This is a genomic window from Citrobacter sp. TBCS-15, from assembly GCF_005280815.1.
GTDB lineage: Bacteria > Pseudomonadota > Gammaproteobacteria > Enterobacterales > Enterobacteriaceae > Citrobacter > Citrobacter werkmanii.
Genome location: NZ_SZWK01000102.1, coordinates 467,474 through 488,817, shown reverse-complemented (window position 1 = coordinate 488,817; position 21,344 = coordinate 467,474). Strand labels below are relative to the sequence as shown.

Annotated in this window: 19 protein-coding genes; 5 read left to right on the top strand and 14 right to left on the bottom strand. The window is 49.6% G+C overall.

The window, feature by feature from the left end:
• Positions 1-10 precede the first annotated feature (10 nt).
• The 3 genes from FDW96_RS09125 to FDW96_RS09115 form a co-directional block, all read right to left on the bottom strand.
• The gene (locus FDW96_RS09125; protein WP_137365563.1) at positions 11-1,795 is read right to left on the bottom strand and encodes a diguanylate cyclase; all 1,785 of its coding nucleotides are present in this window, start codon (positions 1,793-1,795) and stop codon (positions 11-13) included.
• Between the two features lie 117 nt (positions 1,796-1,912).
• Entirely contained in the window at positions 1,913-3,022 is a 1,110-nt protein-coding gene (locus FDW96_RS09120) for an AI-2E family transporter (protein ID WP_042308685.1), read from the bottom strand.
• A 149-nt stretch (positions 3,023-3,171) separates the two neighbouring features.
• Entirely contained in the window at positions 3,172-4,035 is an 864-nt protein-coding gene (locus FDW96_RS09115; protein WP_042308683.1) for an AraC family transcriptional regulator, read from the bottom strand.
• A 285-nt stretch (positions 4,036-4,320) separates the two neighbouring features.
• On the opposite strand from FDW96_RS09115, the gene FDW96_RS09110 reads away from it, so the two are divergent.
• Positions 4,321-5,598 (top strand): oligosaccharide MFS transporter, encoded by a 1,278-nt coding sequence (locus FDW96_RS09110; RefSeq protein WP_061381414.1) that lies wholly within the window; start codon positions 4,321-4,323, stop codon positions 5,596-5,598.
• A gap of 16 nt (positions 5,599-5,614) precedes the next feature.
• Positions 5,615-6,817, top strand: coding sequence for a glycoside hydrolase family 88 protein (locus FDW96_RS09105; RefSeq protein ID WP_042308679.1), 1,203 nt, complete (start codon positions 5,615-5,617; stop codon positions 6,815-6,817).
• Between the two features lie 88 nt (positions 6,818-6,905).
• On the opposite strand, the gene FDW96_RS09100 is transcribed toward FDW96_RS09105, so the two are convergent.
• From FDW96_RS09100 to FDW96_RS09070, 7 genes are all read right to left on the bottom strand, one after another.
• Complete coding sequence (locus FDW96_RS09100; RefSeq protein WP_042308677.1) at positions 6,906-8,834, bottom strand: bifunctional diguanylate cyclase/phosphodiesterase; 1,929 nt, start codon at positions 8,832-8,834, stop codon at positions 6,906-6,908.
• 17 nt (positions 8,835-8,851) lie between these two features.
• Complete coding sequence (locus FDW96_RS09095) at positions 8,852-9,346, bottom strand: molybdopterin-dependent oxidoreductase (protein ID WP_137365562.1); 495 nt, start codon at positions 9,344-9,346, stop codon at positions 8,852-8,854.
• Positions 9,347-9,749: 403 nt separating this feature from the next.
• Positions 9,750-10,391, bottom strand: coding sequence for a transcriptional regulator (locus FDW96_RS09090; RefSeq protein ID WP_137365561.1), 642 nt, complete (start codon positions 10,389-10,391; stop codon positions 9,750-9,752).
• Positions 10,392-10,515: 124 nt separating this feature from the next.
• Positions 10,516-11,484 carry a threo-3-hydroxy-L-aspartate ammonia-lyase gene (locus FDW96_RS09085; protein ID WP_042308671.1) on the bottom strand — a complete coding sequence of 323 codons (969 nt, stop codon included), beginning with the start codon at positions 11,482-11,484 and terminating at the stop codon, positions 10,516-10,518.
• 27 nt (positions 11,485-11,511) lie between these two features.
• Entirely contained in the window at positions 11,512-11,907 is a 396-nt protein-coding gene (locus FDW96_RS09080) for a RidA family protein (RefSeq protein WP_042308669.1), read from the bottom strand.
• Positions 11,908-12,132: 225 nt separating this feature from the next.
• Positions 12,133-12,441, bottom strand: a complete 309-nt coding sequence (locus FDW96_RS09075) for a monooxygenase (RefSeq protein WP_042308667.1) — start codon at positions 12,439-12,441, stop codon at positions 12,133-12,135.
• 39 nt (positions 12,442-12,480) lie between these two features.
• Entirely contained in the window at positions 12,481-13,272 is a 792-nt protein-coding gene (locus FDW96_RS09070; protein WP_042308665.1) for a PhzF family phenazine biosynthesis protein, read from the bottom strand.
• A gap of 134 nt (positions 13,273-13,406) precedes the next feature.
• Here FDW96_RS09070 and FDW96_RS09065 point away from each other — a divergent pair, with 134 nt between their 5' ends.
• Positions 13,407-14,105, top strand: a complete 699-nt coding sequence (locus FDW96_RS09065) for an RluA family pseudouridine synthase (protein ID WP_137365560.1) — start codon at positions 13,407-13,409, stop codon at positions 14,103-14,105.
• Between the two features lie 38 nt (positions 14,106-14,143).
• On the opposite strand, the gene mdtK is transcribed toward FDW96_RS09065, so the two are convergent.
• Complete coding sequence (gene mdtK / locus FDW96_RS09060; RefSeq protein ID WP_042308660.1) at positions 14,144-15,517, bottom strand: multidrug efflux MATE transporter MdtK; 1,374 nt, start codon at positions 15,515-15,517, stop codon at positions 14,144-14,146.
• Positions 15,518-15,734: 217 nt separating this feature from the next.
• Between mdtK and FDW96_RS09055 the strand changes: the two genes are divergently transcribed.
• The gene (locus FDW96_RS09055) at positions 15,735-16,376 is read left to right on the top strand and encodes a riboflavin synthase (RefSeq protein WP_042308659.1); all 642 of its coding nucleotides are present in this window, start codon (positions 15,735-15,737) and stop codon (positions 16,374-16,376) included.
• Between the two features lie 54 nt (positions 16,377-16,430).
• Here the strand turns inward: FDW96_RS09055 and cfa are convergent, their stop codons facing one another.
• Together cfa and punC are read right to left on the bottom strand one after the other, a co-directional pair.
• Entirely contained in the window at positions 16,431-17,579 is a 1,149-nt protein-coding gene (gene cfa, locus FDW96_RS09050; protein ID WP_042308658.1) for a cyclopropane fatty acyl phospholipid synthase, read from the bottom strand.
• Between the two features lie 290 nt (positions 17,580-17,869).
• Entirely contained in the window at positions 17,870-19,075 is a 1,206-nt protein-coding gene (gene punC / locus FDW96_RS09045; protein WP_042308656.1) for a purine nucleoside transporter PunC, read from the bottom strand.
• A gap of 113 nt (positions 19,076-19,188) precedes the next feature.
• On the opposite strand from punC, the gene punR reads away from it, so the two are divergent.
• Complete coding sequence (gene punR / locus FDW96_RS09040; RefSeq protein ID WP_038640367.1) at positions 19,189-20,121, top strand: DNA-binding transcriptional activator PunR; 933 nt, start codon at positions 19,189-19,191, stop codon at positions 20,119-20,121.
• On the opposite strand, the gene purR is transcribed toward punR, so the two are convergent.
• Complete coding sequence (gene purR, locus FDW96_RS09035; RefSeq protein ID WP_038640368.1) at positions 20,118-21,143, bottom strand: HTH-type transcriptional repressor PurR; 1,026 nt, start codon at positions 21,141-21,143, stop codon at positions 20,118-20,120. The two genes, punR and purR, sit on opposite strands and share 4 nt — an antisense overlap.
• Between the last annotated feature and the right edge of the window lie 201 nt (positions 21,144-21,344).

Sequence of the window (21,344 nt, the reverse complement as noted above, 5' to 3'; positions counted from 1 at the left end):
CTGACATAATTCAGCTTGCTTCCAGCATGCCAAAGCTCACAATGCGCGAACGCCCCAGTTCTTTTGCGCGATACAGCGCGACGTCTGCGGCACGCAGTAGATTATCGCTCTGGGCATGCTGCGGGTAGCTGGCAACACCGATAGAGACATCCACATGACCAATATCGGATACGCCAAAGCGCAGTGACAATTCGCGTACACCGTTGTAAATGTCCGTCGCAAAGCTATTGGCCGTCTGTTCATCCGCACCTGCCAGCAGTACCAGAAACTCTTCTCCCCCGTAACGGAAAGCCATGCCGCTGTCGTGGACAACGCGCTGAATAATGGCGGCGATACTTTTTATCACACTATCGCCTGCCTCATGGCCAAAGCGGTCATTGATGTTTTTGAAATGGTCGATATCGATCATCAGGCAACTGATCGGTTCTTTGCTACGAACTGCCTGGCTCATCTGGGTACGGAGAGTATCTTCAAGATGATGACGATTGCGCAGACCGGTTAGTGGGTCGTACAGCGCTTTCTCCAGCAGCGCATCGCGCAAGCGTTGGTTGGCTAATGCCAGGCCGAATGCTTCCGCCATCAGTTCAAGGTATGCGCGAGATGAGGTGGAATCCTCGCTGAGATTCTGGAATGAGAGCAGGCCGATGGCTTCCCCCTGGGCAATCAGCGGAACGCATAAGGTATGCCGCTGGCACGACTCTGGCAGATGGTAGCAGGCGATATCCGGTTCGCCTTGTACCGGTGGATGGCTCTGGCCGCGGCGTATTGCCCAGCATTCGTCCGGGTGGAACGCATCGGCTTTGCCCTCTGGTGAGAGCCACTGCGCAACGCAGCGCATTTGCCAGGGTTCCCGATCCAGTATGTACAGTCGGCCGGCAATACCTGGGGCTATATTTGGCGCGAAAAGTTCTGCCACATTAATGACATCGGCAAAACTCTCGCACCCCTGCAGACGCTGCGTCATACGCGCCAACAGCTCACGGATCCCCCAGTCGGCGTCTCTCTCTTTCTCCAGCCGCTGACGGGCCAGGCCGTTCTCGCGAAAAATCCGGATCGCCTGGGCCATATCGCCAATTTCATCGATCTGGTTAAAGCTGGGGGGCTCGACAGCATAATCTTGCGATGCCAGACGGTTTACTACATCGCTCAAACGCACCACCGGGCGCAGCACGCGGCGCTTCAATATAAATCCAAGAACGAACAAAAACAGCAGCGCCGTAAGACCGACCATCACTTCAGAGGCTGTGCGTAGTGTACGTGACGCCTGAGTGGCATCTTCAATGGCATTGAGTACACGATTGTCGAGCAACTGGCGGAAATGGTCGATCCGGTCCTGTGCCTGCTCCAGTTCCTGTTCATAGGTTTTGCTGAAGAGCAGGGCAATAGCTTGTGTGTGTTCTCCCCGCGCGACGCTGGCCAGCGCCGCAGCTTGTTCGTCCTGCAGGGCATCAACAATCTGCAATCCTTCATACAATAGCGCCAGCTCTTCACCTGTAGCTCCGGCAGCTTTCAACGCCGCCAGGCGATGCTCAACGGCTTTCAGTGACGCCTCTTTCTGGCGATAGTTGTTCAAAGCATCCGGGTCTTTACTGACCACGTAGAGACGCGCCATATCGGACAGCGACCAGGCGTCGAGCTCCACTTCTTCGGTCAGTTGATCAAATTTGTAACGTTGTTCCACCACCTGGCGTTCGGTGTTATCGGCGTTGGACGCCATCAGCATGACAACGCCGGAGGCGATGGTCAGGCATACCGTCGCGCTGTAGGCCCAGTTGGTGATTGTGGCTATTCGCACTGATGACATCCTTCTGCGACGATTAATCAATTAGCATGATTGAAATTATAGGAAACGTATGATTTTGCGTGAAAATAAAAAAGCGGCCCAGGGCCGCCTTCTGTTATCGTCCTGACATCATAAATCTGGAGGGTTTTTTCCTTCTTCCATAAAGGCTTCGTCGATTCCTTCCACGTTACCTGCATGATCGCGCCCGGAAAACAGGTTCCAGCAGGTAATGAATAGCGCGGCGATCAGGGGGCCAATCACAAACCCATTGATACCGTAAATCTCCATCCCGCCGAGGGTGGTTATCAGAATCAGGTAGTCCGGCATTTTGGTGTCTTTTCCTACCAAAAGCGGGCGCAGGATGTTGTCCACCAGACCGACGATAATCACGAAGAACCCGACGATAAACAGCCCTTGCCACAGTTGGTGCGTAGCGAAGAGGAATATGGCCGCGGGTACCCAGACGATCGCCGAGCCGACGGCAGGCACCAGAGACAGAAACGCCATTAATGCGCCCCACAGAACGCTGCCGTCGATATCCACAATCGCAAACGCGATGCCGCCAAGAATCCCCTGAACTAAAGCCACAACTGCTGTGCCCTTGACGGTTGCGCGCGTTACGCCGACAAATTTGGCGAACAAATGCTGTTTGGCAAAATCAGAAAGTGGTAATGAGTCCAGAATCTGGCGCACCAGATAAGGTCCATCTTTTAACAAGAAAAACAGCAGATACAGCATGATGCCAAAGCTGATTGCAAAGCCGAATGTCCCTTTACCGATCAGGAATGCGCTGCCCGCAAGGTACTGCCCGCCTTGCAACACAATGTCGGACAGCTTTTTCTGGATTTCTGCAACATTATCCAGATTGTGTTCTGCGAGGAATCCTCTCGCCCAGCCAGGAAGATACGAAAGAATAGTGGTGACGACTTCGGGAAACTGCGTGTCGTTTTGTTGCAGTTTGGTGTACACCACATTGAGTTCAATGGCCAGCGATGACAGGATCACCATAAGCGGGATAAAGACAATCAGACAGATAATGGCGATGGTTATTAACGATGCCAGCCCGTTGCGTTCGCCAAGTGCGCTGCGCAGCCTGTTTTTTACCGGGTTAAAGATAGTCGTTAATATCGCGGCCCACAAAATGGCGGAAAAGTAGGGGGACAGCACATCGAAGAACGCCCAGGTAACGAGGGCCAGTATGAAAATGAAGAAACCTTTGGTCAGTCCGTTAAATCGCATCGGTGAATCCTGTAATGAGAAGCAGTCCCGACTATAGAACCGTTCTGAGGATTTACCAACTTTTGCTGAAGATCTCTGCTTAATACCAGGCGGGTATGGACTCGGGTTTGATTAGACAGTGTCCGTCAATGCGATAAAAATGACGTTCTTTACGCCGTATCGTGGCCAGTGTCTTCATCGTATTGTTTGCGGTATTGCAAAGGAGATTGCCCCATCATTTTTCTAAAACAGGTAATGAAATAGGTCATTTCCGTAAAACCCACATGCTCGGCAATCTCCGTCACGTTCAGTGATGAGTAGCGCAATAAATCGCAGCTTTTTTTAATCCTGCGGGTGAGTATATATTCCTGGATCCCGCCACCGGTTTGTTGACGGAAAATTCGCGAGGTATAGCTGCGTGAAAAACCAATATCCGCAGCTAAATCATCGAGTGAAAATTTCTGCTGATAATGCTCTTCTATCCACTGCATAATGCGGGCCGCCACGGTCTGCTGTTGGTGCACTACACTCCGCGGTTGCAGGGGAAGAAAGTCCAGAAGTTGCATTACCAGAAAAGCAACATCACTGGCCGATTGATACCCGTTGCCCTTAAGTGATTCAAACCGATCGAGGATATAGGCAATATAGTCCGCATGTTCACTGAGATCGTGAATTTGTGCCGGAGCATGGGTGCCAGAGAGTGCTGCAAACTGAGCCTGGTGGCGGGGAAACATCTGCAAGGCACTGATTACTTCATTGTGCTCAATATGCATAGCCGTACGATAAGACGGATTGTTCGGTGCAACATCAACCTGCACCTTATGCAAGCGAAACGGTGGGAAAATAAAAAGTCTGCCCGGCTTTGCTGTATAGTGTTGTTTATCAACGACGACGATGCCGTACCCTTTTGAAATATATAAAAACTCAATGCATTGATGCCAATGGTAATAATGAACACTCGCGCCCATTGGACGCTGAAAGGAAATCACTTCATTCCCCATCGCAATTCTTTCAAGTTTTTGTGGCTCGTTCATTTTTTACCATGACAACAGAATTAAGTTTTGCTGCTATATATTAAAGATATTGCTGAATATCTGTCCGTAAATCCAATCAAACTTAAAAATCGAACTGTTTTTGTGAACATGCTCACGCTGCTGTAGGAAACAAAAAGACTAACCTCCGTCCGTCAGCACCTGGTTGTCGCCAGTAGTACTGAGTCTATAAATACTTCATAAGAGGTAGTGGATTATGATTGCAATTAAACCTTCGGTTTTTTTTATTTATACTTATCATTGTCGAGATAATGCTGGAGCCGCATCATGAACGCGATTGCCCCGACTCGTTTAGCGCAGCTCAAAATGAGCAGCTTTATTTTTCTCTATTTCTTTACCTGGTCATCCAGCTTCGGCTTATATGCATTATGGCTGAGTCAAAAAGTTGGTCTTGATAGCGTAACAATTGGTACAGTATTCGCGGTTAATGGTGTGTTTGCCGTGGTTATGAAACCAGTATATGGTTACATCATGGATAAAATAGGCATGAGCAAATGGCTTCTCTATTTTGTCTGCGCCACCTCGGCATTAATGGCACCGTTTTTTGTGGTTATTTACCAGCCTTTACTGCTGAGTCATACGATGCTCGGCATTATTATTGGTGCATTCTATTTAAGCCTGGGATGGTATGCGGGAGTGGCTGCCGCAGAATCCTATGCCGACCGTTTCAGTCGCCTTTACGGCCTGGAGTTTGGCCGTATCCGAATGTGGGGATCGCTCGGGTGGGCGCTGGCGGCTTCGGTTTCCGGCGTATTGTTCAACTACACGCCAACCGCCAACTTTATACTGAGCAGTACCACCTCCGTAGTCATGCTGCTGGTGTTGTTGAGCCTGAAGATTGGTGATGAGCAGCTACGAAATAACTCGGTTATCTCCGAAAATAAAATTGTCTTTGCCGATGTCATTGCGCTGATGCAAAACCGAAAATTCTGGATGTTTAGTCTGTATGTCGCAGGTGTCGCGTGGATGATGTTTGTAGCAGAACAGCAATTTCCCCGTTACTTTGTCTCTTTCTTTGCCACCAAAGAGCAGGGCAATGCCTGGTATGGTTACCTGGGGACGCTCCAGGCTGGTATTGAATTCCTGATGATGATGTTTATTCCCACGCTGGTTAACTATTATGGTGCCAAGAAGGGGTTGCTGCTGTGCGGGTTAGTTGTGGGGGGCCGTCTGATCCTTTCTGGTTTAACAGTCGACCCAATTATGATTTCAATTATTAAACCATTTTACGGTGTGGAAATAGCGTTACTGTTAATCTCTGTATTTAAATATATCGCTGAACATTTTCACAAACGCGTTAACGCCACCATGTATTTGTTGGGTTATCAGGCAATGGTATATGTTGGTTCTGTTGTCGTGGCGCCACCTGCTGGTTATTTATACGATAAAATAGGGTTTGCACATACCTTTTTAATTATGGGTGTCTGCGCACTGCTGTTTACGCTAATTTCCGCTTTCACGCTTTCTTGTAGCCATGCGGGAAAAAAGATATTAACACCGCGTGCTGATATATTGCGCTCTCAGACTATTAAAACTTCCAAATAGTAATAACAGGATAATTATGATTACTAATAAAACGGCTAATGTCGTTACTGAACCCTTGCGCGTGTCATACGCCGCCCCGGTTGATCGTCAGGCATTGAAAAAAGAGTTAGATAAAGCAATACCGTATATTTCGTCACGAATTGATCGAACGCTGTATGCGCTTGGCGATAAATTTCCCAATGAGGCCTGTGAAGGTGGGAAATGGCAACCCGCTGAAAATAACCAATGGACAAACAGTTTCTGGACAGGGCAGCTCTGGCTATTGTGGGAGATAACCGGCGATAGTAAATACCGTCAGGCTGCTGAGCGATTCATTACTTCTTTTGCTCATCGTCTGGTAAACCGTATTGAAACAGATACTCATGACCTCGGCTTTCTGTATTCATTGTCGTGTGTAAACGCGTGGCAACTGACCGGGAACGCAGCCGCACGCGATATCGCCTTGCATGCGGCTGAAATGATGATGCAACGCTATAACCCAACGGCAGGTATTATCCAGGCATGGGGAGACCTGACGGATCCGGAGCAGCAGGGACGAATGATTATCGACTGTAATATGAATCTACCGCTGCTCTACTGGGCAAGCGAACAGACGGGGAATCTGGTCTTTGCTGACGCGGCCTTATCTCATGCCATGCAGGCAGCGAAATATATCGTACGGCCCGATGCATCGACGTATCACACCTACTATATAGATGTTGTGACCGGTGAGCCGCGGTTTGGCAATACGCACCAGGGACACAGCGATAGCTCATGCTGGGCACGCGGTCAGGCGTGGGGGATTTACGGATTCATGCTTAGCTATCTGTATACGGGAAAATCTGAGTTCGTCAGCCTGACCCGCAGCCTGAGTCATTACTTTATCAACCGCCTGCCTGAGGACTCTATTTGTCACTGGGATCTGGCTTTGAATAACACTGGCGCCGTACGCGACAGTTCGGCTGCCGCTATCGCTGCCTGTGGTCTGCTGGAGCTAGCGAAAGCATTACCGGCGACAGATGCAGGTCGGATGCAGTATGAGGAAGTGGCTTTGCGGATTGTACAATCGCTGACGAAGCGCTATCTCTCTACGGATGAACCGGAATGTGAAGGGTTACTGATGCACTCGGTTTATCATATGCCAGCTGGTAAAGGCGTTGATGAATGTTGTTCTTGGGGAGACTATTTTTATCTTGAAGCGTTAATTCGCGTGCGCCAGTGCTGGACGTCTTATTGGTAGAGGCAATTATCACTAAGCGTATGAAATATTAAAAGTCGGGCAACAGTTTTGTTGCCCGACTTTAGCTGCCAGGGATATCCGCCGTGATTTAACCGTGTCTGATTTTCCCATCAATTCCCGGTTGGGGTTTACCAAACAGATATCCTTGTGCGAAATCGCAACCCAGTGCCTGAAGTTTTTCCAGTTGCTCTTGCGTTTCAACACCTTCTGCAACAGCTTTCATATTAAGGGACTTCGCCATGCCAGTAATGAGTTTGATAATATTAAGGGCATCGTCCTGGGTAGCGAGTGAATGTACAAAGGACTTGTCTATTTTTATTTTATCGAAGGCAAGCCGGCTCAACCGCGAAAGAGAAGAATACCCGGTACCAAAATCATCGATGGAGATTTTTACCCCCAGAGCTCTGAGCTTGTTAAGTGTATTCATCGGCGTATTACTCTCAGTAAAAATAGAGGATTCAGTGACCTCCAGTTCAAGGCGTTGAGCGGGGAGTCCTGTTTCTTTCAGGATAGTTTGCACTATTCCGGCAAAGGCTTTGCTGCTTAGCTGGACAGGCGAGACATTGACTGAAATTTTGGCCGGAATCGCCCAGGACGCCGCTTCCGTACAGGCAATTTCTAGTACAGATTTCCCCATTTCGTTAATCATGCCTGTTTTTTCAGCAACAGGAATAAAGCTATCCGGCGACAGGAGACCCTTTAGAGGATGTATCCAACGAATGAGGGCTTCATAACTGTAAATTTCCCGGCTAAAAGAATCCACAATAGGCTGATAATAAACCACGAATTCTTTATTCACTATGGCCATCGCCATATCATGCTCAAGCGTTCTGCTTTCTTGCAGCTTTTCTAACATCCATTGCCGGAAGACTTTTATCTTGCCTGAACCTTCATTTTTGGCTTCATACAGGGCCAGATCTGCAAATTTATAAAGATAATCGGAGCGGCGCTCTGTTTCTGATATAACAATTCCAACACAGGTAGTTATGTTTATAATTGTGTTATAAATAGTGTAGGGCTGGCTGATAAAATCACATATCTTTTGGGCTCGCGAAACGGCCTGGCTCTCCGTCAGACCACTTGAGAGAAACGCAAACTCATCCCCACCTAAGCGATACAGCGTATCTGAAGTATGGCTCATCGAAATCAGACGGTCCGATATCTGGCGTAATAAAACATCACCGGCATCATGACCATAGGTATCATTAACCTCTTTGAATCGGTCCAAATCAAACAGCATCACTGTCACAGAATCGTTGTTTTTTTCTGCCATCTCGATTGTTTGATTTAAATTCCCCCAGAAAAATTGGCGGTTATTCATATCAGTAAGTGAATCATGGTAGACGTCATATTCCAGTTTTGCATTCTGGATTTGCAACTTTTCTTTAGATTTCTGCAGCTCTTCAGCAAGGCTCTTAACCTGAAGATGCGCTCGCAGAATATTTCTGTTCTGGAAGAATATCAGCACACCCAGTATCGCACTCAGTATGATCAGCAGAACAGATGTCGCCGAGTAAATATAGTACAGAGTTTGAATTTTAAGGTTGGCGTTATTGATCGAGTTTACATCTTTATTTAACGCACCGGATGAAAGGCGGCCAAGTTGCGAATCCAGCGTATGCATTTTTTTCAGGTATGTCTGAAGTTCTGAACGGTCCATTTTCTCGAGGTTAACATCCAGATAGTTAAGGATGTTTTCAAGTTTGATCGCCAATTCACTGTGCGCTTGATTGCTCTCTATATAGTGCCCCAAATCACCTTCTTTTATCAAATCACTCTGGCTAAGCATAATATCGAGGCGCAGGCGCACCTCGTCGAGGTTCATCGTTTTATCGATAGTATAAAGACCAAGCAATGATTCGAATCGGTAATATTGTGATACCATTTGTGCAGCGGACCATGAATCGGTGTAGTGAGTCAGTTTCTGTAACTCTTGCTGTCTTTCATGGACTAAGAAAGAAATATACCCAGTAGATATAAAAAGAAAAAATATGATGCCAGCCAGTATTCTGTTCATGATGTTCCTCTGAACGCTTACTCAATATCCATTCTACTGACCTGCCAGGCTGATCTTGAGTAATAAATCTGATTATTTAGTTCAGGTATGCTGTCATAGGGATACACAATGAATAACGGGCCTTTATCTCGAATTCGCATGTATTTTCCGTTGATTTTTAAAGCAAGAATGACATTGTACTTCTTGAAATCATCGAGAGGGATAACGGTGGTGTAGTCATTGAGTGCAGTAACTTTTACAACCGAGCCTTTCGCCCTAACAAAATCCATGAGCTTTTGTAGTGGAATACCCGTAAAAGTCGTGCGTCCATTATACCAAGGGGAGGTGGTCTGAAAACTTACCATGCCCAGTTTCTCGAGGCTGGCGGTATCAAAAGTGGCTTTCCCGTCTTCATTTGTATTTTCTATATTACCGGACACTGTTAGAAGGACCTGGCCCGTAGGTTTGGAAAGTTCACCTGCCCAGAGCTGTGTAGAGACGACTAAGCTTAACAACATGACTAATAACCGCATTCTGGCCTCACCTGACTACTGGATGTAAAAAGATTATAATTTAGATATTATGCTATTTATATATACTGTATGGATATTATTTTACAGTACGGTTATTTATTTTTTCATTCAATGAAATCAGTGGGTTAGCGTGGTGGTGTTTTATGCTTTGATTAAGTAAGATCGATGTCGTCATTTAAAGTACCGCTAAAATTTACCCCGTCAGTTTAAAAATAAGCTATCTATTCAGTCAGCGCAAATAAATACCTACGAATGCCAAGGTTTATTTTTATGCAGTCATAAGGTGCCGTTTTTTCGTTGGATGATAATTCCTGGCAGCAAAGCAGCCCTCTGCATATGGGCGTGCTTCGTTCCAGTAATCATTGACCGGCAAGTTGTGGCAGGTATGCCTGCCTGAATCAGCTTATTCGTGCATCTGTGCTGACTGGCGGGCATACAGGTAAGCGGTGGCTCGCGATACGCCTAAATGCTGCGCCACGGTATCCATTGATTTTCGTACGTTCAGTAGGCCTTCTTTACGGAGTTGTTGAATCAATAACTTACGGTCTTCAGGTTTGAGTGCGCGCGCCGTGGTCGCGCGTTTGGCGGCAAAGTCATCGATACGTTGGCGAATAACTTCGTTACTACCGGGATCGATATGCTCCTTTATGGGGGAGTTTTCGGTTTCAGTAAATCGCGCAAGCGCGCTCTGCATACCGCGAAACAACGTCATATCAACATTAAGGCACAGTGCCGCGACGTATTTACCGTCCTCACCCTTGATGCCAATGGAGGTGCTTTTTACCGGACGTCCATCAGCAAATTGATTGCTGTAGTTAGCGATGATGTTGGGAAAGTCTGGCGATGCTATGCGTGCCAGACCCAGTTCTGTTGCTGGTTGGCCAGGTTTACGTCCGGAAAGATTATTATGGATGGACAAAATGGCATGTTCAGGTTTTTTGAGGTCATGAACAACCACTTCACAAAAGGGAGAAAAGGTTTCGCTTAACCCTCTGGCGATAGTATCAAGTTGGCTGAGAAGCGAGTTATTGTCGTTTTTTGGCATGCCAGTCTCCTGCAGTGATGCCTTTTGCCATGATTGCGAGCAGTTTACAGTGAGCGGGGATCGCTTTTCCAGACTGGAATATACAGACAGGAATAAGGTATCTGCATGGCAGATACCTTGCTTATCATCCGGCCAGGAATGCACCATAGCGGCTGATGTCCACGTTTCCACCGCTGATAATAATGCCGATTCTCTTACCCTGGAGTTCAGATTTGCGTGCTCTGGCGGCGGCAAAACCCAGACAGCCAGTTGGCTCTACGACGATTTTCATTCGTTCTGCAATAAATTTCATCGCAGTGACTAATTCAGTGTCTGAGACAGTCAGAATATCGTTCACGTTTTGCTGAATAATCGCAAACGTATACTGCCCAAGGTGTTGAGTTTGCGCGCCATCGGCTATGGTTTTCGGTGTATCAATATGAACAATGCTGCCGCTGCGAAAAGACTGCTGACCGTCATTGCCTGCCTCAGGTTCTACGCCATAGATCATACAGTCAGGGGAGAGATGTCTCGCTGCCAGCGCGGAACCGGATAGCAGACCGCCGCCACCCAGACATACGAAAAGGGCGTCTAACGGTCCCACTTCCTCAATCAACTCTTTCGTTGCGGTACCCTGGCCCGCAATAACGTGCGGATGATCGTAAGGAGGGATCAGCGTTAGCCCTTGTTTCTCAGCCAGATTCTGACCAATTTTTTCTCTGTCTTCAGTATAGCGATCGTAAATCACGACATTTCCGCCATACCCTTTGGTCGCGGCAACTTTGGCAGCCGGGGCATCATGCGGCATGATAATTGTCGCCGGGATTCCTAACAATTTTGCCGACAAGGCGATGGCTTGTGCATGATTTCCCGAAGAAAAGGTCACGACGCCCGCAGTCCGTTGTTGTGGCGTGAACTGGCGTAGCGCATTCATAGCGCCGCGAAATTTGAACGCGCCCATTCTCTGGAAGTTTTCGCATTTAAAGAAGACTTCAGCGCCAAATTCTTCATTAACCGTACGCGACGTCATCACCGGCGTTTTGTTGGCATAATCTGCGATGCGCTCTGCCGCAGCGACAATATCGTTATAATCAGGCAGTGTCATATCAGTCATTTTTATTCACCTGTATACAGTTATAAATCAGGCCTGTGGGGCCAAAGCCATCGCTTCGATTTCTACGGCAAAACCGTAATGAAGTTCGGCAACTCCAGCGACAGCACGGGCAGGGCGAAAATCACCGATCCACTCACCATAGATCCTGTTAAATGTCGGCCACTGGTTAATATCCGTGACATAGACGCGTACTGAAACCAGGTGCTGACGCGAGACTCCAGCACCTGCCAGACAGGCATCGACATTTTGCAGGGCCAATCTGGTTTGTTCTTCAAAAGACGCATCGGTTTTTTTTTCGCCATCCTGGGTGACCGGCAGCTGTCCAGAAATGAACACAAAACCACCTGCCGTTGTACTGTGCGAGTAATGACCTGCCGGGGGAAAACTGCCTGGTGAAGCGTTGAGCGTAATGTCTGGGGACATAAGCGATCTCCTTGGTTTTCGATGATTCATTTTGTATTAATTAATACTGTTTGTATTACTTATACGCCTTCATGCTTCGGTCGGCTAGTGATAGTTTTCATGGGTGCTGATTTTGTGAACTAAAGCAAACGTGGCACCCGCTATATAGCGGGTGCTGGGGTATGAGTGAGGGGAAAACGGGGGGAGGCGGTATCGCCCCGGAACAGGGCGTTTAAGCTAAAAACGTTAGTCAATATGACCGTGGTTAATCTTACTCAACGGCTCATTGATATCGAAGATTTTGAAAAACACCTCTTCCACCCCCAGGTGCTTCAGACGGGCTGTATGCTTTTTAACATAAGCTAGCGCGGTGTCTTGATCCTGAAACATATAGATGCCACCGGCTTCATGATTTGCTTCGTTCTCGGTCCAGATTTTCCAGATAAAGCCCGGCTCCTGATTGATGGATTCGGCCAGTTCAACAAGTTGTTGCGACATCTCGGAGCCAAACGGGCCATGAAAATTAAAGTGAATCTGCAGCAGTTTGTTAGACATACTTCCTCCCTGGATTGGGTTATGTAACGTGTAAGAGGGTTAGCGTAGCAGCACTTTACCCGTCAGGTAAGTTGTTGCCTGCCCACCAATATAAACGCGAGAACCCGCCAGTTGGCAGCGTAAATCCCCACCGCGCCCAGATACCTGACGCGCCAGCATTTGTGTTTTGTTCAGTTTCTCTGCCCAGTAAGGAATGAGCATGCTATGCGCCGAACCTGTGACAGGATCCTCCGCGACGGCTTCGCCCGGGCAGAAGAAACGGCTGACGAAATCGTATTCCCCGTCACCTGGCGCGGTGATACAAACCATTTTCCCTAGCGGGATCATGGCGTGGATATTCGGGCGTACAGCCTCGACCTGGCGCTGGTTCTCCATTACGACCATATAGTCGCGCGCCACGCGAACTTCTTTACATTCGGCGATGCCTAAAGTTTCCAACAATAAGGCGGGCGGTACGACAGGGTCGCTTTGCCAGGCAGGAAAATCAAGCGTCAGCCATTGACCGCTGCGTGTGACCGTCAGCGGACCCACAAATCGGGTGGCAAAATGGAGAGTTGTGTCCGGATAATCCAGATGTTCAAAAATGACATGCGCTGCGGCAAGCGTGGCATGCCCACACAAATTGATTTCTCCCTGTGTGGTAAACCAACGTAGCTCAAAGCCATTATCATTGGCGACAAAGAAAGCGGTCTCCGACTGGTTATGCTGCTGCGCCATTTTTAATAATGTTTCATCGGGCAACCAGTCTGCGAGCGGACATACTGCGGCGGCATTACCGCCAAACGTCGTGGTGCTAAAGGCATCTACCATATAAAAATCGATTTGTTGCACAGTGTAACCCTCTCTTCGCTTGCCGAATAACGCCCACTCTACCATGCAATGAGTGCCATTAGTTAAGCGAGCCTATTCGCCAGTACAGTGAAAATTCGTTATCATCCGTGCCCACACTCCATCCTGGCCGCCTGATGTCTACCATTCTTGATACCTTTATTGCTCCGCCTTGTTATGACCAGATAGAGATTCTCTATCAGGACGAGCATTTGCTGCTTATCAATAAACCCACCGGGCTGCTCAGCTTGTCGGGGAAAAATCCGCACAATCTCGATTCGGTACATCACCGGTTGGTACAGATTTTTCCCGGTTGCACGCTGGTCCATCGGCTTGATTTCGGCACCTCCGGGCTAATGGTGGTGGCCCGTAACAAGGCTATCAACGCCGCGCTGTGCCAGCAGTTTAGTCAGCGCATGGTGACGAAGGTATACAGCGCACTGCTATGCGGGCATCTGGAAAACGATGCAGGGATTATTGACGCAGCGATTAGCAAAGATCCGGCGCTGTTTCCGCTGATGACGATTTGCGCCGTTAACGGCAAGCCTGCGCGCTCGCGCTATCAGGTTGTTGAGCGTTTTGTTCATCGCCAGGAGAACGGGGAATTACTCCCCTTAACGCGCGTACAACTGACGCCTGAAACCGGGCGTACCCATCAACTACGGATCCACTGTCAGCAGTTGGGACATCCTATTTTAGGGTGCGATTTGTATGGCGGGCGTCTGCTGCCAGGCACTGAGCTAACCCCGCGACTGATGCTGCATGCCAGCGCATTGCGTTTCAGGCATCCTGTCAGCGAACAATGGGTGAATGCCGAAAACGCCAGTCCCTTCTGAAGGTGTAAAAAAGCCGCCAGACGGCGGCTATTGTGCGGTTATCGTGCCGCGCGTTGCAAAATGACGGCTGACGGCTGGCGTTGCAGATAACGCATCCGCAGCATCATTAAGACGGCCGCAGAGGTCAGACCGATAATAAAGCCCATCCAGAAACCCGCAGGTCCCATCCTGTCGACCACCAAATCGGTGAGCGCCAGAATATAGCCGCTTGGCAGACCCAGCACCCAGTAGGCTGTAAAGGTGATAAAGAAGATAGAGCGCGTGTCTTTGTAACCGCGCAGAACACCGCTGCCAATAACCTGGATAGAGTCCGATATTTGATACACCGCGGCCAGTAACATGAGCTGCGCCGCCAGAGCGACCACTTCCGGGTTATCGTTGTAGAGCAGGGCAATGTGTTCACGGAAGGTCACGGTGAAAACCGCCGTCACAACCGCCATGCAGACACCAACGCCCAGACCGGTTCGGGCCGCCGTTTGCGCCTCCAGCGTGGAACCCTGACCCAAACGATAACCGACACGAATAGTGACAGCGGCCGCCAGCGACATCGGCAGAACGAACATTAACGAACTAAAGTTCAGCGCGATTTGGTGCCCGGCCACATCGACGATCCCCAGCGGGGAAACCAGCAGCGCAACCACAGCAAACAGCGTCACTTCGAAAAATAACGCCAGCGCGATGGGTAAACCCAGCTGCACGAGACGCTTCATCACCGCAGTGTCTGGCTTCTGGAAGCCTCGCTCATTACGGATATCACGCATTGAACGCGCGTGTTTGACGTAAGACAGCATGGCGGCAAACATTACCCAGTAAACCGCTGCCGTGGCCACGCCACAGCCCACGCCGCCAAGTTCCGGCATACCTAAATGTCCATAGATGAAAACATAGTTAACCGGGATGTTCACCAGCAGGCCGATAAACCCCATCACCATTGCCGGTTTAGTCTTGGCCAGCCCTTCGCACTGGTTACGGGCTACCTGGAAAAACAAATACCCCGGCGCACCCCATAGCAATGCGCGCAGATAACCGACGGCTTTATCGGCCAGCGCCGGGTCGATGTTGTGCATGGAGCGGATAATGTATCCCGCATTCCACAGCACGACCATAATCAAAACGGAGACGCTACCAGCCAGCCAGAATCCCTGGCGTACCTGATGGGCGATACGATCGCGGCGGCCAGAACCATTGAGTTGGGCAATGACCGGCGTCAACGCCAGCAGGAGTCCGTGGCCAAACAGAATAGCTGGCAGCCAGATGGACGTACCAATGGCAACGGCCGCCATATCCGTCGCGCTGTATCCGCCCGCCATGACGGTATCGACGAATCCCATTGCGGTTTGAGCGATTTGCGCAAGAATCACCGGAATTGCCAGAGCTAATAACTGACGCGCTTCACTTACATACTTTTGCACGTGTACACCACTATATTGTTGTTATTTGAGAGACTAAAAAAGCCGCCTTATATGGCAGCAAGGAGAAAAAGCTGGGGAAATTTCAGTCTATTGTAGCGAGGAATACGTAATTCTCCAGTGAAAAAACAGGCAGCGGTGGCGCACTGCTGGCAACCTGAATTTCCACCTGCTATTGTGCTGGGCAGAGATGTCTTAATTGAGTTCAGGAGTGAGAAGTATGTTTACGGGTATTGTGCAGGGCACCGCAAAATTGGTGTCCATTGATGAAAAACCAAATTTTCGTACGCATGTCGTGGAGTTGCCTGAATATATGCTGGATGCGCTGGAGACCGGCGCATCGGTTGCCCACAATGGCTGTTGCCTGACGGTAACCGAAATCAACGGTAACCACATAAGCTTCGATCTGATGAAAGAGACGCTGCGTATCACCAACCTGGGCGACCTGAAGGTCGGGGATATGGTTAACGTTGAGCGTGCGGCAAAATTCAGCGATGAGATTGGCGGGCATTTAATGTCGGGCCATATTATGACCACCGCCGAGGTGTCTAAAATTTTGACTTCGGAAAATAACCGGCAGGTATGGTTTAAAGTTCAGGACCCATCGCTGATGAAATATATCCTGTACAAGGGATTTATCGGCATTGACGGCATCAGCCTGACGGTCGGCGAAGTCACGCCAACGCGCTTTTGCGTGCATTTGATCCCGGAAACGCTGGAGCGTACGACGCTGGGTAAGAAAAAGCTGGGTGCGCGGGTTAATATCGAAATCGATCCGCAAACGCAGGCGGTTGTTGATACCGTTGAACGTGTACTGGCTGCGCGCGAAAGCGCCATCAGTAACGTAGCGGGCGAGGTCTGAATCCGGTCAGAAACAAAACGCCCCCGTTAGCACGGGGGCGGTAGACGATAGACATTAGCGGGGGACGCGCAGGCCGTGCTCAACACCGCGGGAGAAAACCACCTGCCAAAGCTGGATATCGCGAGCACGAAACGCACCGGCGCAGGCGTTCAGGTAATAGCTGAACATCCGTTTAAAACGCTCGGTATAGTTATCGGCGATTTCAGGCCAGGAACGCATGAAGCGCTCGTGCCATGCCATCAGCGTGGTGTCGTAATCTGCGCCAAAATTATGCCAGTCTTCCATCACAAAATGCGGCTCGCTGGCGTTGGCAATCTGGCGAACTGACGGTAAACAGCCGTTCGGGAAGATGTATTTATTAATCCACGGATCAACATTATTGTCGGTTTTATTCGAACCGATACTGTGCAGCAAAAAGAGACCGTCCGGTTTTAAATTACGATCGACAACATCGAAATAGGTTTTGTAGTTTTTCGGACCAACATGCTCAAACATGCCGACGGAGACAATGCGATCAAATTTATCGTTCAGGTCGCGGTAATCTTGCAGCAAAATGGTGACATCCAGTCCCGCGCAACGCGCTTGCGCCATTTTCTGCTGCTCTGCCGAGATGGTCACACCTACCACGCTCACACCGTATTGCGATGCCATAAAATGGGACAAGCCACCCCAGCCACAACCAATATCAAGCACCCGCATACCCGGCTTCAACTGCAATTTTTCGGCAATCATTTTTAACTTCGCCTGTTGGGCAGATTCCAGGGTATCGGCATCTTTCCAGTAGGCGCAGGAATACTGCATGTAGGGATCAAGCATGCGGGTAAACAGGTCGTTGCCCAGATCGTAATGTTCTTTGCCGACAACCCATGCGCGTTTTTTGGTCTGTAAATTGAACAGCCGTGCCGTGGCGATACGTAAGGTATCTTTGAAGTGGCGGGGGAGTTGATTTTCAAGCCCGGCGCGCAACACTTTGGTGAAAAATATGTCCAGCCGATCGCACTCCCACCAGCCGTCCATATAACTCTCACCCAAACCCAACGATCCTTCCTGCAGTACGCGTTTGAAAAAATCGGGGTTTTTGACGCGAATATCCGCCGCTGCCGAACCATTAATGGTAATACCTGCACGGCTCAATAATTCATTGGTGATGCGGTACCAGTCATCATCCGGTACGCTGACGTCTTCTATACACGATGAACTCATAGCTTCTCCATCACTGGTCGGTGATCAGAACCTTAAAACAGCGTAGACGCTTTTTTGGGCTTTGTGAGAAATCTCACGGAATTAATCCGCGAATCTTTAATCCGACGTAGAACAGAGGAAGGGAGAAACCCTTACCGAAAAGGCCATCCGTGGAAAAACGGGAACGTTCTTGTCCCCGTTAATACCTAAAAATTATCGTTTTTGTAACAACTGGAAATCAGTATAAGCCTGATTTTTTGACGATTCAATAGAAAATTGTTAGCGGACTAACTAATTGCCCGCAACAATTATTAGTGAGACTCACTATGGGCAATTTGCCCCTGGTCCTCTGTTTGTGAGGCGTTATCGGTCTGCGATTGCATTTTGTAACCCATGCCTGCCAGCAGCACAGTAGTCAGCATCACGCTGGTGGTGGTGAGCAGCGGGGTGGCGATCAACCATGACACCACAAGGCTTGCCAGGAAGCATAAACCCAGTTGCAGCGTATTTTGCAATGCAGCTGCGCGCCCTGTGGCCTGTGGGAAAGGACGTAACGCCTGAGCAACAACGATAGGGTAGATTGCGCCGTTCGCGATCGCCATTACGCAGAATGGGATCAGGATTTCAGCCAGGGCAACATGATGAATAAAGCCGGTAGCCCAGGTGGCTACAACGCTAATGGCATAAAGTATCAGTAACCATGGCAGCAGCTGGCGGCCTTGCCATTTTTGCAGCGCCGCACGGCAGCCGTAACCACCAATTAAGAAAGCGATAGTTTGTGGAACATAGCTCAGGCCAATCACTGCCGGGCTGTAGCCCATTTCGCTAAGAATGAACGGTGACCCTGTCAGCCATGCGAAAAAGCTTGCGGAACAGGCGGCATAAATGAGTACGTTTCCACGGTATGCTTTCGAGCGCAACAGTGTGGCGAAAGTCAGTTTATCCTGGCTGTCGTCGCGTGCTTGAACCGTCGGTTTTAAACGCAGGGCCGGAAGCATCAGAATCAGTGTAATAGCAAACAGGGTCGCGAAAATGGCCTGCCAGGAGAAATGGACCAGAATCCAGCTACCTAATAACGGCGCGAGAGCCGGAGATAACCCGACCAGCGGCATAATGGTGGCAAAGATGCGGTTTACTTTTTGTGATGGGTAGTAGTCGGTGACCAGCGCCTGCCAGATAACCGACGCGGCACAGACGCCAACAGCCTGAATAAAGCGCAATACCAACAACCCTGTGGCGTTTTCAACCCACAGCATACCCAGACTACCCAGCGCAAAGATAGATAAACCCAGCAGTAAAATCGGTTTACGACCATAGTGGTCTGAGAGCGGTCCCCACAGAAGTTGCGCGACGGCGAAACCCGCTAAAAACAAACTTAGGCTGGCGCTGACGGCAGAGGCAGGTGTTTGCAGATCGGACTGAATCGTGGCAAAGGCGGGCAGATACATATCCGTCGCCAGAAAGCCAAGCACGCTAAGACCCGCCAACCAGACTAAAAAACCTTTCCCAGGTTGCATCATCATTTCTCTTTTTTTAGCAGTAGAACAATGCCGCTGAGTGTAGTGAGTGTAATTCTCGCTGTGAAACGCTAATATTTGCTTACTGATTTCAAATTTTTTGCAGGCAGAATATGTGGTCGGAATATTCACTTGAAGTGGTTGATGCGGTTGCGCGTAACGGCAGTTTTAGTTCAGCCGCGCAGGAGCTGCACCGCGTACCTTCGGCGGTAAGCTACACCGTACGCCAACTGGAGGAGTGGCTGGCTGTACCGCTTTTTGAGCGACGTCATCGCGATGTGGAATTAACGCCTGCTGGTGCGTGGTTTTTAAAAGAAGGGCGCTCTGTTATCAAAAAAATGCAGATCACTCGTCAGCAATGTCAACAAATCGCCAACGGCTGGCGAGGACAACTGGCAATCGCGGTAGATAACATTGTCCGTCCCGAACGTACCCGACAGATGATTGTAGATTTCTATCGCCACTTTGACGATGTGGAACTGCTGGTTTTTCAGGAAGTGTTTAATGGCGTCTGGGATGCGCTTTCCGATGGGCGTGTAGAGCTGGCTATTGGCGCCACACAGGCCATCCCGGTAGGGGGGCGCTATACCTTCCGCGACATGGGCATGCTGAGCTGGAGCTGCGTGGTGGCCAGCCATCATCCGCTGGCGTCAATGTCGGGGCCGCTAAGCGATGACACGTTGCGCAACTGGCCGTCGCTGGTGCGCGAAGATACCTCACGTACATTGCCGAAGCGTATTACCTGGTTACTGGATAACCAAAAGCGCGTTGTGGTTCCTGACTGGGAATCTTCCGCGACCTGTTTATCTGCGGGATTGTGTGTGGGCATGGTACCAACACATTTTGCCAAGCCGTGGATTGATAGCGGTAAATGGGTCTCGCTGCAGTTGGAGAATCCCTTTCCTGATGCCGCGTGTTGTCTGACATGGCAACAGAACGATACCTCGCCAGCACTGAGTTGGTTGCTGGATTATTTGGGGGATAGCGAAACGCTGAATAAAGAATGGCTGCGGGAGCCAGATGAGGCCCCCGCACAACAGGCTTAACGACGATAATCGCGGAATGGACCGTCAGCAACGGAGCGGCGCTCTACCAGACGCGGATGAACCTCGATCGACTGCGACTCTTCGCGTTTATTCACGATACGGTCTAACAGCATGTTGAAGGCCGTTTCACCCAGTGAGTCCTTAGGCTGATGAATGGTCGTCAGTGCTGGCGTGAAGAAGCGGGCGTTGCGCACGTTATCATAACCGATGAGCGAGACATCCTGTGGTACGCGCAGTCCCATCTCGTCAGCAGCGCACAGCGCGCCCATCGCCATGATATCGCCACCGCAGAAGACGGCGGTCGGACGATGCGACTGTGAAAGAATTTGCTGCATGGCGCGATAACCAGATTCAGGTTCAAAATCTCCCTGTACAATCCAGTTTTCGGGAACCTTAATCAGCGCTTCTTCCATCGCTTTCATAAAGCCAGCCAGACGACCGGCCCCGGTGTTCCGCTCCATAGGGCCCGGGATCGCGCCAATTTCGCGATGGCCGCGTTCTATCAGATACCGACCCGCCATGTAACCGCCCTCGAAAGCGTTATCAATGACCGTATCGGTAAAATCAGCTTTAGCTTCGCCCCAGTCCATCACAACCATCGGAATATGGCGATACTCTTCGAGCATCGAAAGCAGAGATTCCGGATACTCAGAACACATCACCAGCAGACCATCAACGCGCTTTTGCGCCATCATCGACAGATAGGCCTGCTGTTTTTCAAGACTGTTCCATGCGTTACCCAGAATCAGGGTATAGCCTTTCTGGAAACAGTTTTTCTCAACGGCTTCGATAATTTCGGCGAAATAGGCCGCTTCACTGCTGGTCGCCAGCAAGCCGATAGACTTGGTGTGATTCACCTTCAGGCTGCGCGCTACTGCGCTTGGAGAATAGTGCAGCTCTTTGATCGCAGCCCAAACCGCATTACGCGTTTCTTCCGCGACAAAGCGCGTCTTGTTAATTACGTGTGATACGGTTGTAGTGGAAACGTTTGCTCGCTTCGCTACATCTTTAATTGTTGCCATTACATCTCACTCCAGACCATATCCTAAGCTCCTGAGAATACTCCAGGTAAACGTTTGCCTTCACACACCCTTAACGCAACGTAGGGGTTGCGGCACGCCGGGAAAACGACACGGAACGTCAGGAAGGGGTCAATGGCCGGTACGCTAATCAAGTAAGCGTGGAATTTTGTCTGATCTTAACGAAAAGGGGAAGAGTTAAAA

Coding starts and splice junctions, on each gene's coding strand:
- FDW96_RS09090 (WP_137365561.1), bottom strand. CDS start 10,391: ATGCCAAAAAACGACAATAACTCGCTTCTCAGCCAACTTGATACTATC.
- FDW96_RS09055 (WP_042308659.1), top strand. CDS start 15,735: ATGTTTACGGGTATTGTGCAGGGCACCGCAAAATTGGTGTCCATTGAT.
- purR (WP_038640368.1), bottom strand. CDS start 21,143: ATGGCAACAATTAAAGATGTAGCGAAGCGAGCAAACGTTTCCACTACA.
- FDW96_RS09105 (WP_042308679.1), top strand. CDS start 5,615: ATGATTACTAATAAAACGGCTAATGTCGTTACTGAACCCTTGCGCGTG.
- FDW96_RS09065 (WP_137365560.1), top strand. CDS start 13,407: ATGTCTACCATTCTTGATACCTTTATTGCTCCGCCTTGTTATGACCAG.
- FDW96_RS09100 (WP_042308677.1), bottom strand. CDS start 8,834: ATGAACAGAATACTGGCTGGCATCATATTTTTTCTTTTTATATCTACT.
- FDW96_RS09120 (WP_042308685.1), bottom strand. CDS start 3,022: ATGCGATTTAACGGACTGACCAAAGGTTTCTTCATTTTCATACTGGCC.
- FDW96_RS09085 (WP_042308671.1), bottom strand. CDS start 11,484: ATGACTGATATGACACTGCCTGATTATAACGATATTGTCGCTGCGGCA.
- cfa (WP_042308658.1), bottom strand. CDS start 17,579: ATGAGTTCATCGTGTATAGAAGACGTCAGCGTACCGGATGATGACTGG.
- FDW96_RS09080 (WP_042308669.1), bottom strand. CDS start 11,907: ATGTCCCCAGACATTACGCTCAACGCTTCACCAGGCAGTTTTCCCCCG.
- FDW96_RS09075 (WP_042308667.1), bottom strand. CDS start 12,441: ATGTCTAACAAACTGCTGCAGATTCACTTTAATTTTCATGGCCCGTTT.
- punR (WP_038640367.1), top strand. CDS start 19,189: ATGTGGTCGGAATATTCACTTGAAGTGGTTGATGCGGTTGCGCGTAAC.
- punC (WP_042308656.1), bottom strand. CDS start 19,075: ATGCAACCTGGGAAAGGTTTTTTAGTCTGGTTGGCGGGTCTTAGCGTG.
- FDW96_RS09110 (WP_061381414.1), top strand. CDS start 4,321: ATGAACGCGATTGCCCCGACTCGTTTAGCGCAGCTCAAAATGAGCAGC.
- FDW96_RS09095 (WP_137365562.1), bottom strand. CDS start 9,346: ATGCGGTTATTAGTCATGTTGTTAAGCTTAGTCGTCTCTACACAGCTC.
- FDW96_RS09115 (WP_042308683.1), bottom strand. CDS start 4,035: ATGAACGAGCCACAAAAACTTGAAAGAATTGCGATGGGGAATGAAGTG.